Genomic DNA, 14,305 nt, shown 5'->3' with positions numbered 1-14,305 from the left:
AACACCACGCAACGCATCCCCCTCACCCCGACCCTCTCCCTGGGGGGGAGAGGGAGAGTCGGGCGTGGGAGAGTGGGAAAGCCACAGCACCCGCATCACACCCGGTAGTTCCGCACCGCCTCGACCAGGCCCTGGCCGAGGTTGTTCAGGTTCCCAGCGGCGCCTTCCAGCTGGCGGGTGCCGGCGGCGGTCTGGCTGCTGGCCTCGCGGATGTTCTGCAGCGCCTGGATCACCTGTTCCAGGCCGATCTGCTGCTGGTTGGTGCCGGCGACGATCTGCTGGAAGGCCAGCACGCTCTCCTGGATGTTTTCCGCCATGGTGCGGATGGTGGACTGGGTGGCGTCGGTCTGGCGCTTGCCGGCGGCAACGCGCTTTACCGCCTCCTCCGTCAGCATGACAGAGGCGTTGATGCCGTGCTGGATTTCCGACAGGTTGGAGCGGACCTGCGCGGTCGCCTCCTTCGACTGGTCGGCCAGGCTCTTGATCTCGCCCGCCACGATGGAGAAGGTGCGGCCATGCTCGCCGGCCGCCGCCGCTTCGATGGCAGCATTCAGCGCCAGCAGGTGGCAGCGCTCGGCGATGTCGTTCACCGTCACGATGATCTCGCCGATCGCCTGGGTGCGTTCCGACAGCATGACGATGTTCTCGGCAACCGCCTCGGCCTGCTCGCGGATGGCGTCCATCGCCTGGATGGTGTCGTCGACCGCCTTCATGCCGGAATGGCTGGAGGTCGCCACCGTCTGGGCGCCGTGGGCGACGTCCTGGGCGCGGCGGTTGATCTGGGCGCCCGATTCCGTGATTTCCGACAGGGTGGCCGTCGTCTGCTCCACCGCCGCCAGCTGTTCGGCGACGCTGGCCGACTGCTGCTGGGTCGAGGCGCGGATCTGGGCGGTGGCGGCGTGGACGCTTTCGGCGGTCTCGCGGGTGGTGCGGGCCATCGACTTCAGCCGGCCGGCCATCTCGTTCAGATGCTGGCCCAGGATGGCCAGTTCGTCCTTGCCGGGGATGGTGATCTCCTGCGTCAGGTCGCCGTGGCCGATCCTGGTGACGAAATCGATGGCGCGGCCCAGCCGGCGGGTGATGGAACTTCCGATCAGATAGGCCACCCCAACCGCGATCAGAAAGACGACGACCAGGGCGATGATCGAGGACTGGATGGCCGAGTTGTAGATCGCCCGGATGTCGCCGCGGCCGGTCTCCGTCAGATGGTCGATGGCGGTCTGGGCGGCGGCGATGCGCGCCTCCATGTTCTTGCGCAACTCATCCACCCGCTGGCGGCGCTGCAGCGCCTCGGGTACCTGATTGCGCTCGAGCATGGTGTAGATGGTCCGCGCCTCCTCGCCCACTGCGGTGATGGCGCGGCTCATCTCGGTGACCGCGGTGTCCAGCTCGACCCAGCCCTTGCGGCGGTTGTCGGTCACGCTGTAGGAGGAGCGTTCCGCCACCAGCGCGCGCAGCCGGCCCAGCGTGTCGCGCAGCTTCGCTCCGACCACGTCATACTGCTGGTGCAGCGGCAGCATGATGTTCGGGATATCGCCGTTCCGACCTTCGGCGTTGGCGATGGACACCGCGTTCAGCGCCGTCTCGCGCGTGCTGCGCAGCTCCGCCTGCAGATTGCTGACGTCCGTCACCAGGCTGGCGGCCTCGGTATCGTAGCTGGACACCGCCATGATGACGGTCAGCGCGTCGGAGAAGCGCGCCATCTGGTACAGCGCCAGCAGCGCGGTCAGGACGCAGACCACGCCGAATCCCAGGACCAGCTTGTGCGCGACTTTGATGTTCATTCTCGGACTCCAGCCCCGGTCGGCTCAAAATGCAGGTGGATCGTTCTTGACGGCAGGATTCAGGTCTTCACGGCGTCGAGCAATGCCGCCATGTCGAGGATTGCCATGCGGTCCGCGGCGATCGCCCTGACCAGCGGCCCGGCCTCCGCCGGGGCAGGGGTGCGTGGCGGGACGATGTCGGCCACCCGCTCCACCTCCCTCAGCCGCAATGCCGCCGGACGGCCGCTGCCGGTGCGCAGGACCACGGCATAGCCGGGCTGTTCCGCCTCGGTCACGGCGCCCGGACCGCTCCCGCACAGCCGGTCGACGTCGAACAGCCGCATCACCCGGCCGGCGACGGCGATCACCCCCAGCACGGCGTGCGGCGCCCCTGGCACGCGGGCCAGCCGCGGCATCGGAACGATCTGGCCGAGATGGCGCAGCTCCAGCCCGTACAGCGTCTCGGCCCCGCGCGCGACCAGCATGGGGATGCCGGCGCTCTCCCGGTCGAAGGCGGGCGGCGGTTCGGCGAGTTCCTCGGCTCGGCGGTCCAGCACGGCGTCGGCCCAGGGGCCGCGGCCGGCGAAGGTCTGCGCCAGGACGGCGTTGCGGCGCGCCAACCTCTCGCGCACCTCCTGCCAGTCGATGGAACTGCCTGGGGAGGCGCCCTGATCCCGTCCTTGGGAAGGATCCCGGTCCATCAGCCCTCCTCACCGGTCAGCCAGAGGTCGAGCATCCCGCGCAGTTCCTGCACGGTCAGTCCGCCGCCCTCCGTCACCGCCACGTCGTCGGCAAGGCTCTCCAGCGCTTCGCGGGCGTTGCGGAAATGGCGCTGCGCGGGGACCAGCCGGCCGCGGCGCCAATAAGCCAGCGCCAGATGATAGTCGGCCAGCACGAAGCGCGGGTCGAGATACAGCGCCCGCTTGAAGGCCGCGACCGGATCGCCGACCCCAAGCTCCTCCTCGACCAGCCCCAGCTGGTAATGGGCCGCGGGGTCCATCCGGTTGGCCTCCACCCGCGCCAGACAGGCTTCCAGCAGGGAGGAGCGCTCGTTGGTTTCCGACTGATCCGGCGGGGTCGGTGCCGCGGGCGGGGTAGCCGCCCTGGACGGCGCCCTGGACGGCGCCTTGGACGCCGCCTTTGTCGCGGGCTTGGCCGCCGCCGCGCGCCGCGGCTTGACGGCCGGCATCGGTGCCGGTGCGACCGGGGAGGGGCCCGGCGTGGCGACGGGCGCCGGGGCGGCCCGGTCGCCCTGCTTGCGATAGAGCGTGGCGCCGGGGACCGATACCGGGATGAACAGTTCGTTCATCTGCGGTCCGGCCTCGGCATGGCCGACCACCAGCCATCCGGCGTCGGAAAGCGCGTCGTGCAGGTTCGCCAGCAGCCGGTGCCGCGTCGCCTCGTCGAAATAGATCATGACGTTGCGGCAGAGGATGATGTCGAAATGCCCGATGCCGTGGGGATAGGACGGGATCGATCCTTCCACCAGATTGAACGGCATGAAGCTGGTCCATTGCCGGTATTTCGGCTTCACCGACCACAACTTGTCCTGGCGGTCGAAGCAGGCCTCCAGCGTCTCCGGCGACAGGCCGCGGACCGCCCAGTCGCCATAGGTGCCGCGGCGGGCCTGTTCCAGGAAGGCGCCATTGATGTCGGTGCCGACGATGTGGACCTGCCAGCCTTCCAACTGTTCGGCGAAATGCTGCTTCAGCAGGATTTCCATCGTGTAGGCTTCCGGCCCGATGGAACAGCCCGCGCTCCAGATCCGCAGCAGCCGCGTCGCCTGGTTGCGGCGGATGCACTCCGGAATGGCAACGGCGCGCAAAGCGTCGAACTGCTCGATGTAGCGGAAGAAGAAGGTCTCCCCCACCGCCAGCTCGTTGATCAGACCCTGGTACTCCGGCCCGCCCGGTCCCTGCGCCTCCAGGGCCGCCAGATAGCCGGCGACGGTCGTGATCCGGCCGAAGGGCAGGCGGCGGTTGATCCGCTCGGCGAAGGCGGAATCCTTGTCGGCGTAATAGGCGAGCCCGGTGGCGTCGATCACCATCGCCTTCAGGCGCGGGAAATGGGGGTCGCGGCGGATCGCCTCGATGGCCGCGGCTGCGGTGGCGGCGGAATTCATGCCGCACCGTCCCAGCGGGCCAGCCGCCGTTCCTCCGTTGCGCGGAAGGCGTCGAGCAGCCGGCCCTCCGCCTCGCTCAGCAGCCGGTCGGGGTCGAGCAGCGTCACGGTGCCGGCACGCCCGGTCGCCCGGTCCGGGAAGGCGCCGGCCGCACAGCCGTTGAAGGACAGCGACGGGTCGGAGGCCAAGCGCTCCTCCGCCGGCAGCGCCACGTCGCCATGGACCTGATCCACCAGCAGCGCGGTCGGACGCCCCTGCCAGGTGATCAGGATCAGCGGGGCGTAAAGCCCCGTCTCCCCGCCGCCCGCCGCCCCACCCGCCGCAAGATCCAGCAGAACGCCCAGGCGCAGGACCGGCACGACCTCTCCATGATAACGGAACACCCCCTCGACCGGCTGCGGTGCGGTGGGAAGGCGGTCGAGCCGCGGCAACGGCAGAAAGCGCCGCACGGATTCCACCGGCAGCGCCAGCGCTTGACCGGCAACCGAGAACACGACGCAACGGAAGGGCGATGGCGCGGAAGGGCCGTGGGAGGTGCTTTGGGAGAGGCTGTGCGTGGGGTGCGGTGACATCCGTCCGTCGATGGTCTGGAATCCGACCGGGAACATGCCCGATCACGACTGGAATGCGAATTACGCCAAAGGTTTACGCCGGACGATCTATGCCCTGGCTGCCGGAATCGGGACCTTTGCCGGATTGCTTCGCCGGTCTACTGTCTTCCGCCATGCCGAAAATCCGGCAACGACCAGCCAAACCAACGACAAAGGGAGAGACGAGACGATGCCCGGCCGCCATTTCGAGGATTTCCGCATCGGCGACGTGATCGAATCGGAAGGGGCGACCCTCACCGACAGCCAGATCATGGATTTCGCCCTGCGCTTCGACCCGCAGCCCTTTCATATGGATGCGGTCGCTGCGGCCGACGGGCCGTTCCAGGGGCTGATCGCCAGCGGATTCCACACCCTGTCGCTGACCTTCCGCCTGATCCGCGACACCGGCATCATCACCGGCACCAGCCTGGGCGGCTCCGGCATGGACGAGTTGCGCTGGCTGCGGCCGGTGCGCCCCGGCGACACCATCCGGGTCCGGGTGGAGGTGGTGGAGACGATCCCGTCGCGCCGCGGTGACCGCGGAACCGTGCGGCTGGCCTACACCACGGTCAACCAGCGGGGGGAACCGGTGATGACCTGCATCATGAACCACATCGTCTCCGGCCGGACGGTCGCCGTCTGAACGCCTCTCCCGAACACTGCCCCGACCGGCCGAAAACCTACCTCCCCGCTCTGCCATGACAATTTTGTTAACCAGAGCTGCGCCGATTTCCGCAGCCCGTCCATTGCCAGTTCGCAGGTGCGGGATTATGTGACCGCTCCGCACAGTCCACGCTGGCAAGATGTTGGAAATAAAGGCAGTCCGCAACGCGGATGATTAAATTTCCTTCATCCCCGCAAAGCTGACGGAAGAAAAGACGGGGTTCTCGCGTCCATTGCGCAGGAGACCGCAAAATAAGGGTCTGGCCACCCCGGTCGGGTGGCCGCAAGAGGTTAGGGAAAGGGTTGGTCACCATGCTTTGCAACATCGTCACGGTCGCCTCGCTTGGCGTCCTTCTGCTGTCCGGGATCGGCTTCAGCATCACCAAGCCGCCGAAGCAGGATCGCGAACAGCGTGTGGACATGCCGCGCCGCTCGCTGGGCGAGAACATTATGGGCTGACGCCCGACCCCGCCGCCTCTGGCGAAGGGGAACGACGGGGGAGGGGGAGGCGCCGCAAACGCGAGTTCAGCAGTGCCGGCCCCCCGATCCTGGCCGCAGCTTAGCTGAGCCTATGGAGTTGCAAGGATTTTTCGTCATCCCCGCGAAGGCCGGGATCCAGAGTTTCCAGTGCATCGGCTTGCAAAGCCTGGATTCCCGCCTTCGCGGGAATGACGGTCGAAGAGGTTCTTCAACGCGTCGCGGAACCTACCCTGTCCCCTATAGAGAGACACATAAGCGGAATTATGGAAATACCTGTAGGAGGATTGCTCATGTCAGGAACGTCAGATACCTAACCACTCTGCGCGTTTGATCCCTGTTGCTGACAGGCTTACCCTGAGGCTGTCAACAACGTGTCAGGTGCGTCATGCACCTTCAGCGTATCGTGATGCCTTCGGGCTTGGTCAGTTGGACAGCTTTCGACGACCACGGTGTGGTGGTTCCGGAAATCCGCGACTTTGTGCTGTTCCTGGAGGCACGCCGCTATGCGCCCAGCACCGTCCGACACTACGCCCGTCATGTCGTGCAGTTGGGAAATCATCTCGGAGCCTTGGGTAAGAGCTTCGCGCAGTTGACGGCTCCAGAATTCGACCGTTTCCTCATGACAGCGGTTCGATATGGTAGCAGCCAGGCTTCCGCCCACGCTCGAATTGTGCCATTGCATCAGGAACGCCATGCCGGCTCCGCCAGCTTGCACAACCAAGTCTTGTTTTCCATCAAGGGCTTCTATCAGTTCCTGGACCAGCGGCAGAGTTCAGCGGTCTTCGCTGAGGCCGAACGCCACCGGGCCTACGATGCCTTGGACAGCTACCGGCCGTTCCTCCACCACATTTCCGGCCGCAAGGCGCAGCGCCGGTCGGAGCGCCGGGCCGACCGGACCGTCAAGGCTGCCGCCGCCAAACGGGCGGCCGATGCCCGGCTGCGGCCCGAACAGGTCTTGCGGATCATCGAGGCGGCCACCTTGGCCCGCGATGCCTTCTTGGTGGTTCTCCTGTACACGACCGGCATGCGGATCGGCGAGGCGCGCGGGCTCCACCACGAAGACATCCGGCTCGACGAGAACGTCATCTGGGTGACGCCACGGACCCTGGAAAACGGTGCCCGGGTCAAGAACGGCAAGCCCCGCCCCATCCCGGTTCCCGGCTTCATCCTGCGCCTGTACGAGGACTACCTGGCCAGCGACGAGTACCTGCCGGCGTTCGAGACCGGCACCGACTACGTGTTCTGCAACGTGCAGGGTGGACGGATCGGCCGCGGCCTCACGGAGGCCAACGCTTACGACATCCAGGACCGTCTGATCGGCAAGTCGGGTATCGCGTTCACTTGGCACATGTTCCGGCACTCGCACGCGAGCGAAGCCATTGCCCAGGGCTATAGCCTGCTCGACGTCGCCGATCGCCTCGGGCACGCCAGTCCGCAAACGACGAACGACATCTACAAGCACCTGTTCAACGTCGAGTATCGCAAGCTTTATCTGCGCAGCCATGAGGAGTTGGCAGACAAGCTGGATCCCCTTCGGCGCCGAGCGCTGACCGAAGGAGCAGTAAAATGGCTCTGACCGCCGTCCACGTCAATCCGCCGGCAGACGCCTACCTCGGCGGTTTGCGGGCTGTGATCGCTTCCATCTCCCCTGCTCTCCTCGACCGGGATCGCTGGGGGTTCCAGACGCTAAAAGAGGCTTATGGCATTGACGAGACATCACACCTTTATAGTAGAAGCGACTCGAGGGCAAAGGGGATTTCCATCCGGCCGAGCGCAGATCAAATCTTATCCGACGTTTTTCTGCGTGGAATTGGTTATGATTTCACCATCGTTCCTGAACCATTTCGGACTGAACTGAAGGCTTTCTTTGCTTGGCGACTAGCCCGGCCCCAGCATCGTTCCCGTGAGCCACACTGCCGTACGGTTCGGCTCATTGCCTTCTGCCATCAGCTTTCTGCCAATCCCACGGCCTTGCCCCGGCTGATTGACTACGGACATCCTATAGAGTTTGGAGCGGGAAATGGAAGCTCTCCGCTTCGGAATAGTATGGAACTTTGGTTGAACGAAGTTGGGTTGAGCACGACAATTGACACTCCGGAAATCATTACACGTGATGAAAGCGGTTCTCGCGTTATCATTCGACATAACTACCGCTGCCAAAACAGCATGCCCGCCAACGAGCTGACCTTTATCTTGGTGCTGCTGCGGGAGCGGATGAAGCTTCTGGAGCGGCGTGATCTTATTCTTATGCGGGATCTCTACCCCGAAGAGGAGATTGCCGAGGCCCCGCGAAGAGAATCCTACATTCATTTTTACGGATTCCGGTTGGATTGGCTACGCCATGCCGCTCGCCATTTCATTCTCAGCAAGATCAATCACCAGGAACTTCGCCCAACATCATTGCCGGGGTTCATTTCACGCCTTCAATTGCTTGAAACCTGCTTACGTGAAGAGCATGCCGATCCTCAAATCGAGCACGTTACCGAGTCCTTTATTAGGGAGCGCTTCCTGAATTGGGGGAATACCCGCAAGTGCGTCGGCAAGAACTGGTACGCCGACGTCTGCAATCTCGTTCGCTACGCCTCCTGTTACTTGGCCGACCGCGGTTGGCCAAACCTCATGCTGGACAAGCGCGATCTCCGCCGTGTCGAAGGCATGTGGCCTGGAGGACGTGGCTATCAGTTGAAGGTGACGGAGCGCACCATACCCGATGATATTATCGAGCAGATGTTCCAGAAGCTCGACAGTCTCGACCCTGTCCTGAAGCGCCTTCTCATTCTTGGCCGCTACACCGGCATGCGGAGTGCAGATCTTCACGCCCTCGACTTCGACTGCCTGAAGGACGATCCTGACGATCCACGCTTTATGATTCTGACGTTCTACCAATCCAAGGTGCAACGCTGGAACACCAAGCCTCTTCTGAGGGAAGACGCCGCCCACGCGCTTGTAATCATGACCATTCGCGAGCAGCAGACCGAGGTGCGCCAGCAGTGGGAGCATGAGACAAAGTATTTGTTTCCGACACGAACCGGCGACGGCGAAACGACCCTGACCGGCGACTATACACGCGATGCCATCAAGAAATGGATGCTTACGGAAGGCATCCGCACCAAGGATGGAGTTTTTTGGGAGTTCGGTTGGCATGGCTTGCGGCACTTTCATGGCACCGAACTGGCGCTGCAAGGCCATGACATTGCGCTGATCCAGATGGAACTGGGCCATGGCTCCGCCGACATGACGATGGTTTACATCAACCGCCGCCTGCACCTGAAAAAGAAGGCCTTGTTGGAGAAGGGCGGCGGCCGATTCATCGACATCAAGGGCCAAGTGGACAACAAGATGGCGGCCCTTGCCGTGCGCCGGGATGCCACGCTGGCCGTGGATGTGCCTGGCGGCCTGTGCTCCCTACCTGGCCAACTGGGCGAATGGTGCGAGCACAACCGCGCCTGCATGACTTGCATCCATTTCCGCGCAGACGTCGATCAACTGGCTTTCTTCGACCAGGAGTACGCGGCCATTACCGACACCATCGCCCGTTTGAAGCAGGAGGTTGCCAAATACCGCGAGCAGGGACGGACTCGCATGGCGGAGATTGGCGAAAAGCGGCTGGCGCACAACCAAGCTCTGTTCATAAACCTCACCACCATCATCGCGACCATCAAGGCAGAAGGCAGCTACCGTGGCGACACCCACAAATACCAGCGGCCTACGGGCAGCAACGGAGGAGAAGCGCATCCGCAAGCGCCGGGCCGTTGAGGCCGCCATCCAGGACATGCGGCACGCCGGCGAGGCGATCACCTTCAAGATCATCGCCGAGAAAGCCGGCGTCAGCCGCGAATACCTTTACCAGAACTTCAAGGCAGACATCGAGCAGCTGCGGACAGCGACGCATAGCCGGCGCATCGAGATGGAGGGCGAACCGGTGCCAATGCGCACCGCCCGCCGCTCGGCCACCATCGAGGCGGCGTTGCGCAACAAGATCACGCGCTTGGAAGAGGAGGCCACGGAACTCCGCAAGCAGAAGACTGCGCTGGAGCGCCGCTACGAAAGAGCCCTGGGCGAGGCCGAGGAATGGCGCCAACGGCATCAGCGCGCCTTGGCAGAACTGCTGGAATTGCGCGGACGGCTGATCCGGAACGACGGCTGATGAGCGCCGAGCCTGGGGCCGCCGTAGCGCACCCCAGGACAGTTTCAAGTTCGGCGGCGGCCATCGGCTCCCCAGCCTGTACCGCAATACGAGGCTAAACCAACTCCTGAAACCCGCTCAAGTACGGCGTTCAAATACCCTCTTTATTGCTAACCATCCTGCTAAGTGGACATGTCAACTGCGTGTTAGACCCTGAATTTCAGCCACATCAGTGCACTTCCTACAGGTAAATGGAAATACCTGTTCTCTGCCCCTGGCTCAGATGTTCTGGCCGCCCGAGACCTCGATGCGCTGGGCGGTGACCCAGCGGTTGTCGGGACCGAGCAGGCTCGCCACGGCCGGGCCGATATCGTCCGGCACACCGACGCGGCCAAGCGCCGTCATGGTGGCGAAGGCCTCGTTGTAGGCCGGAGTGTCGCGCACCGCGCCGCCGAGGAAGTCGGTCTCGATGGCTCCGGGCGCGATCGCATTTGCGGTGATGCCGCGGGCGCCGAGTTCCTTCGCCAGATAGTGGGTGAGGATTTCCACTGCACCCTTGGCCGCCGAATAGGCCGAGAATCCGGGAAAGGACACACGGGTCAGGCCCGAGGAGAAATTCACGATCCGGCCGCCGTCCGCCAGCAGCGGCAACAAGGCCTGGGTCAGGAAGAAGACGCCCTTCACATGGACGTTGAAGATCAGGTCGAACTGCGCTTCGGTCGTTTCGGCGAAACCGGCCATTTCCCCGTGGCCGGCGTTGTTGACCAGATGGTCGAAGCGGTCGCGGTCCCAGGTTCCAAGGGTAGAGCGGACACGCTCGACGAAGGCGGGGAAGCCGGAAATATCGGCGGTGTCGAGTTGCAGCGCGGCTGCCCGACGGCCAAGCGCCTGGATTTCGGACACGACGGCCTGTGCCTCCGCAGCCTGGCTGCGGTAGGTGAGGATCACGTCGCCGCCGCGTCGCGCGATGCTGAGGGCGGTATTGCGGCCGAGCCCGCGGCTGCCGCCGGTCACGATCGAGATGGTGGTCATTGAGTGTTTCCCGTTGCGGAGTGTGGGGCCGCCATCAGCCGGCGGAGAGACATCGTCGAAGGCTGGCGTCGAAGGCCGGTTCCGGCACCGTTTTCCGAATTCCCGGCGATGACGGCCTTCTGTTCTCCGGCGATGCCCAGGCGGCAAAGAGTTCGTGTCTGCAGCGCCTTGATAACGGCCGGCTTGCCGCGTGGGAACGACTTCGTATATGTAGCGTCCATACCTCACAGGCATGGCGTCCGATGGAACTCCGTCATCTCCGGTACTTCGTCGCCGTGGCCGAGGAGGGCAGCCTCACGGTCGCCGCCGAACGGCGCCTGCACACCGCGCAGCCGTCGCTGAGCCGCCAGTTGCGCGATCTTGAGTTGGAGGTCGGTGCACAGCTTTTCCTGCGGAGTTCCCGCGGCGTCGAACTCACGCCGGCCGGTCGTGCCTTCCTGGAGCACGCCCGGCTGTCGTTGCAGGCGGCGGCCGATGCCGTTGCCGCGGCACGGCGGGCCGTCCGGCCGCCCAAGCCCAGCTTCTCGGTCGGTTTCCTGACCGGCCAGGAGGTGGAGTGGCTGTCGCACGTCACCCAGATGCTCCGCGGCCATCTGAAGGATATCGATTTCCGGGTGTCGAGCGACTTCTCGCCCGACATCGGCGAAGCCATCCAGCGGGGGGAGATCGATCTCGGCTTCTGCCGCCTCGAACCGCAGCCGGACGTGTCCTACAAGGTCATCGCGCACGAGGCGATTGTGGTCATCCTGCCGAGGGATCATCCGCTGGCCGCCTGCTCCGCGATCGACGTGCGCGACATCGACCCGGCATCCTTCATCGGCTACACCGAAACACCGCATGTGCTGGGCGGCATCGTGGAGCGCTATCTGCGGGACCGCGGCGTCGTGGTGTCGCCGGCTCATAAGCTTGACGGCATTGCCACGGGAATCTCGCTCGTGGCATCCACCGGCGGAATCACGCTGCTGCCCGCCTATGTCGAGACCCTGCTGCCGCGCTCGCTGGTGAGCCGGCCGCTCGCGGGCAACGCGCCGGTGATCGAGATTGCCGCGGGGTATCGGGCTGACAACCCCTCCCCCATCCTGCGGATCTTCCTGGAGAACATCGACCAGCTCATCGCCATCAAGGCGACCGGCACCGATCGCCTGAGCCGGGAAGCAAGGGAGCTTTGAACAATGAAATGCCCCGGGATCATGCAACGCCGCATGATCCCGGGGAATGTGGAGAGACGAAGCTGAACCTTGGTGACGGACCCCGCCTTAACGCTCGGGCCGGGTGAAGAGCCGAAGGATCAGGGCGCCGAGGGAGGCGATGGTCGCCACCGCGATGACGCCGTTCCAGCCCCAGTTTGCCAGCGCTTGGCTGCCCAGCGTGGCGCCGGCCGCCATGCCGATGAACATGCCCACCATCAGCACCGCGTTCAGGCGGCTGCGGGCGGCCGGGTCAATGCCGTAGACGATGGTCTGATGGGCTATCAGCGACGCCTGGACGCCAAGGTCGAAGCCGACGGCGCTCGCAACCAGCAGCCACAGGCGGCCACCCTCCGGCACCAGCGGCGACAGGAACATGGCGGCAAAGGACAGCGCGGCCAGACCGGCACCCAGCCGGGTCATCAGTTCCGGCCCGCGGCTGTCGGCGATCCGACCGGCGACCGGCGCCACCAGCGCTCCCGCCGCACCGGCCAGACCGAAGGCGCCGGCCGCGGCGGCGCCCAGATGGAACGGCGCGCCATGCAGCATGACCGCCAGGGTCGACCAAAAGGCGCTGAAGCCCACCGACAGCAGAGCTTGGGCGATTGCTGCACGGCGCAACGCCCGATGACGGCCCCACAGGACGGTCAAAGATGCCAGCAGTTCCCCGTATCCAAGGCTGGTCGTCGGTGCGAAGCGCGGCAGGCCGCGCCACAGTGCCACGCCCAGCAGCGCAATGCTGCCGGCCGCCGCCACGAACACGGCGCGCCAGCCGAAATGCTCGGCGATCAGGCCGCTGACCACCCGCGACAGCAGGATGCCCAACAGAAGGCCGGTCATCACCGTGCCGACTACCCGGCCGCGATGTTCCGCCGGGGCCAGCGTCGCGGCGGCGGGCACGATGTCCTGCGCCAGCGTCGCCGACAAGCCGAGGACCAGGCTCGCCGCCAGAAGGCCGGCGATGGACGGTGCGAAGCCCGCCGCGAGCAATGCCGCGACCAGCACCGCCGCCTTGGCCAGGATGATCCGGCGCCGGTCGAAACGGTCGCCCAGCGGCGCCAGCAACAGGATGCCGGCGGCATAGCCGAGCTGGGTCAGCGTCGGCACCCAGCCGACCGACCTGCCATCGGCCTGGATGTCGGGGCCGAGGATGCCCAGCATGGGCTGGCTGTAATAGAGCGATGCCGCCGCCAGACCGGCACCGGCGGCCAGCAGGAATACCAGCGGCCGGCTCAGCCCGGCATCGGAGGACGCCGGCATCGTGGCTGCGGCGCTATGCGCGGTTTGAATGGTCGTCATCGTGAGACCCTCTCAAGAAACTGAACGAGAGGGACTATGGCCGCGGGATAACTGGGACGGTAGCCGGATCAGGTGTAGATTTGCTATACGTTGAGCGTATGAACACAGACCTTCCGTTGGCCGGCAGCGACCGCATCGCCCTGCTGGGAACCTTCGTCCGCATCGTGGAGGCGGGCAGCCTGTCGGCTGCGGCGGCACAGCTCGGCAGCACCCAGCCGACGGTCAGCCGCCGCCTGCAACAGCTAGAGCGGATGCTGGGCGTCCGGCTGCTGCAGCGCTCCACCCACCGGATGGCGCTGACCGACGACGGAGCGCGCTGTTACGAGCGGGCAAAGGACCTGCTCGCCGGCTGGCAGATGCTGGAAAGCGACGTGCGGGGGGCGGACGACCAGCCGTCCGGCCATCTGCGGGTGGTGGCGCCGCATGCGTTCGGACAGCAACAGCTGATCGGGCCGGTGGCCGACTATCTGCAACGCTACCCGCGGATGACGGTGGAATGGCTGCTGCACGACCGCATGCCGGATTTCATCGGCGAAGGCATCGACTGCGCCATCCGCGTCGGCGAGGTCGGCGATCCGTCCGTCATCGCGCTGCGGTTGGCGGAGGTGCCGCGGATCGCCGTCGCCTCCCCTGCCCTGCTCGACGGGCACCCGGTTCCGGTTCATGCGTCGGAGTTGGCGGATTTGCCCTGGCTGGCGCTGCGCACCTTCTATCGCGACGAGGTCACGCTGACTCATGCCGAAAGCGGCGAAGCGGTGACCTTCCCGATCCGCCCGCGGCTGTCCACCGACGGGTTGCAGGCGATCCGCAATGCGGCGCTTCGCGGGCTGGGAGCGGCCATTGGATCGCAATGGGCGCTGGTGGACGATCTGACGGCCGGCCGGCTGGTCCATTTGGCGCCGGACTGGCGGGCGGCGGCGCTGCCGGTGCATCTGGTCTATCCGCCGGCCCGACACCAGCCGACGCGCCTCCGGCGCTTCATCGAGGCGATGCGCGTCGCGGTGCCCATCGCCTTCCGGACGATCCAGGCACCGTGACGGCAC

The 14,305-nt window shown here is 65.4% G+C and carries 13 protein-coding genes; 7 read left to right on the top strand and 6 right to left on the bottom strand.

Annotated elements, in window-relative coordinates; genetic code table 11:
- Nucleotides 1-95: 95 nt before the first annotated feature.
- Genes ACWPKK_RS20175 through ACWPKK_RS20160 form a run of 4 tightly spaced genes read right to left on the bottom strand, consistent with a single transcriptional unit; the run spans nt 96 to nt 4,457 of the window.
- Nucleotides 96-1,784, bottom strand: coding sequence for a methyl-accepting chemotaxis protein (locus tag ACWPKK_RS20175; protein ID WP_452007617.1), 1,689 nt, complete (start codon nt 1,782-1,784; stop codon nt 96-98).
- Nucleotides 1,785-1,843: 59 nt separating this feature from the next.
- Nucleotides 1,844-2,464: a chemotaxis protein CheW gene (locus ACWPKK_RS20170; RefSeq protein ID WP_452007615.1), complete on the bottom strand. Its 621-nt coding sequence runs from the start codon at nt 2,462-2,464 to the stop codon at nt 1,844-1,846.
- Nucleotides 2,464-3,885 carry a CheR family methyltransferase gene (locus tag ACWPKK_RS20165; protein ID WP_452007613.1) on the bottom strand — a complete coding sequence of 474 codons (1,422 nt, stop codon included), beginning with the start codon at nt 3,883-3,885 and terminating at the stop codon, nt 2,464-2,466. The genes ACWPKK_RS20170 and ACWPKK_RS20165 overlap by 1 nt, the downstream gene beginning before the upstream one ends.
- Nucleotides 3,882-4,457 carry a chemotaxis protein CheW gene (locus ACWPKK_RS20160; protein ID WP_452008244.1) on the bottom strand — a complete coding sequence of 192 codons (576 nt, stop codon included), beginning with the start codon at nt 4,455-4,457 and terminating at the stop codon, nt 3,882-3,884. Before ACWPKK_RS20160 ends, ACWPKK_RS20165 begins: the two co-directional genes overlap by 4 nt.
- Before the next feature lie 208 nt (nt 4,458-4,665).
- Between ACWPKK_RS20160 and ACWPKK_RS20155 the strand changes: the two genes are divergently transcribed.
- The 5 genes from ACWPKK_RS20155 (at nt 4,666) to ACWPKK_RS20135 (ending at nt 9,765) form a co-directional block, all read left to right on the top strand.
- The gene (locus ACWPKK_RS20155) at nt 4,666-5,118 is read left to right on the top strand and encodes a MaoC family dehydratase (protein WP_452007611.1); all 453 of its coding nucleotides are present in this window, start codon (nt 4,666-4,668) and stop codon (nt 5,116-5,118) included.
- Between the two features lie 332 nt (nt 5,119-5,450).
- On the top strand, nt 5,451-5,597 hold the full coding sequence (locus tag ACWPKK_RS20150; protein ID WP_324871877.1) for a hypothetical protein: 147 nt from the start codon (nt 5,451-5,453) through the stop codon (nt 5,595-5,597).
- Nucleotides 5,598-6,003: 406 nt separating this feature from the next.
- Nucleotides 6,004-7,194, top strand: a complete 1,191-nt coding sequence (locus ACWPKK_RS20145; RefSeq protein ID WP_452005818.1) for a tyrosine-type recombinase/integrase — start codon at nt 6,004-6,006, stop codon at nt 7,192-7,194.
- On the top strand, nt 7,185-9,374 hold the full coding sequence (locus tag ACWPKK_RS20140; protein ID WP_452005820.1) for a tyrosine-type recombinase/integrase: 2,190 nt from the start codon (nt 7,185-7,187) through the stop codon (nt 9,372-9,374). The genes ACWPKK_RS20145 and ACWPKK_RS20140 overlap by 10 nt, the downstream gene beginning before the upstream one ends.
- On the top strand, nt 9,298-9,765 hold the full coding sequence (locus ACWPKK_RS20135; RefSeq protein ID WP_452007609.1) for a DUF6262 family protein: 468 nt from the start codon (nt 9,298-9,300) through the stop codon (nt 9,763-9,765). The genes ACWPKK_RS20140 and ACWPKK_RS20135 overlap by 77 nt, the downstream gene beginning before the upstream one ends.
- Before the next feature lie 258 nt (nt 9,766-10,023).
- Here the strand turns inward: ACWPKK_RS20135 and ACWPKK_RS20130 are convergent, their stop codons facing one another.
- Nucleotides 10,024-10,776, bottom strand: a complete 753-nt coding sequence (locus ACWPKK_RS20130; protein ID WP_452007607.1) for an SDR family NAD(P)-dependent oxidoreductase — start codon at nt 10,774-10,776, stop codon at nt 10,024-10,026.
- Nucleotides 10,777-11,018: 242 nt separating this feature from the next.
- On the opposite strand from ACWPKK_RS20130, the gene ACWPKK_RS20125 reads away from it, so the two are divergent.
- Nucleotides 11,019-11,945, top strand: a complete 927-nt coding sequence (locus tag ACWPKK_RS20125; RefSeq protein ID WP_452007605.1) for a LysR substrate-binding domain-containing protein — start codon at nt 11,019-11,021, stop codon at nt 11,943-11,945.
- An 87-nt stretch (nt 11,946-12,032) separates the two neighbouring features.
- Here the strand turns inward: ACWPKK_RS20125 and ACWPKK_RS20120 are convergent, their stop codons facing one another.
- Entirely contained in the window at nt 12,033-13,262 is a 1,230-nt protein-coding gene (locus ACWPKK_RS20120; RefSeq protein ID WP_452007603.1) for an MFS transporter, read from the bottom strand.
- A 98-nt stretch (nt 13,263-13,360) separates the two neighbouring features.
- Here ACWPKK_RS20120 and ACWPKK_RS20115 point away from each other — a divergent pair, with 98 nt between their 5' ends.
- Complete coding sequence (locus ACWPKK_RS20115; protein WP_452007601.1) at nt 13,361-14,299, top strand: LysR family transcriptional regulator; 939 nt, start codon at nt 13,361-13,363, stop codon at nt 14,297-14,299.
- Nucleotides 14,300-14,305 lie beyond the last annotated feature (6 nt).

This window comes from Azospirillum largimobile (assembly GCF_977007025.2).
Note: the sequence above shows the minus strand (reverse complement) of the source record. Positions and strands in the feature narration are given on the sequence as shown.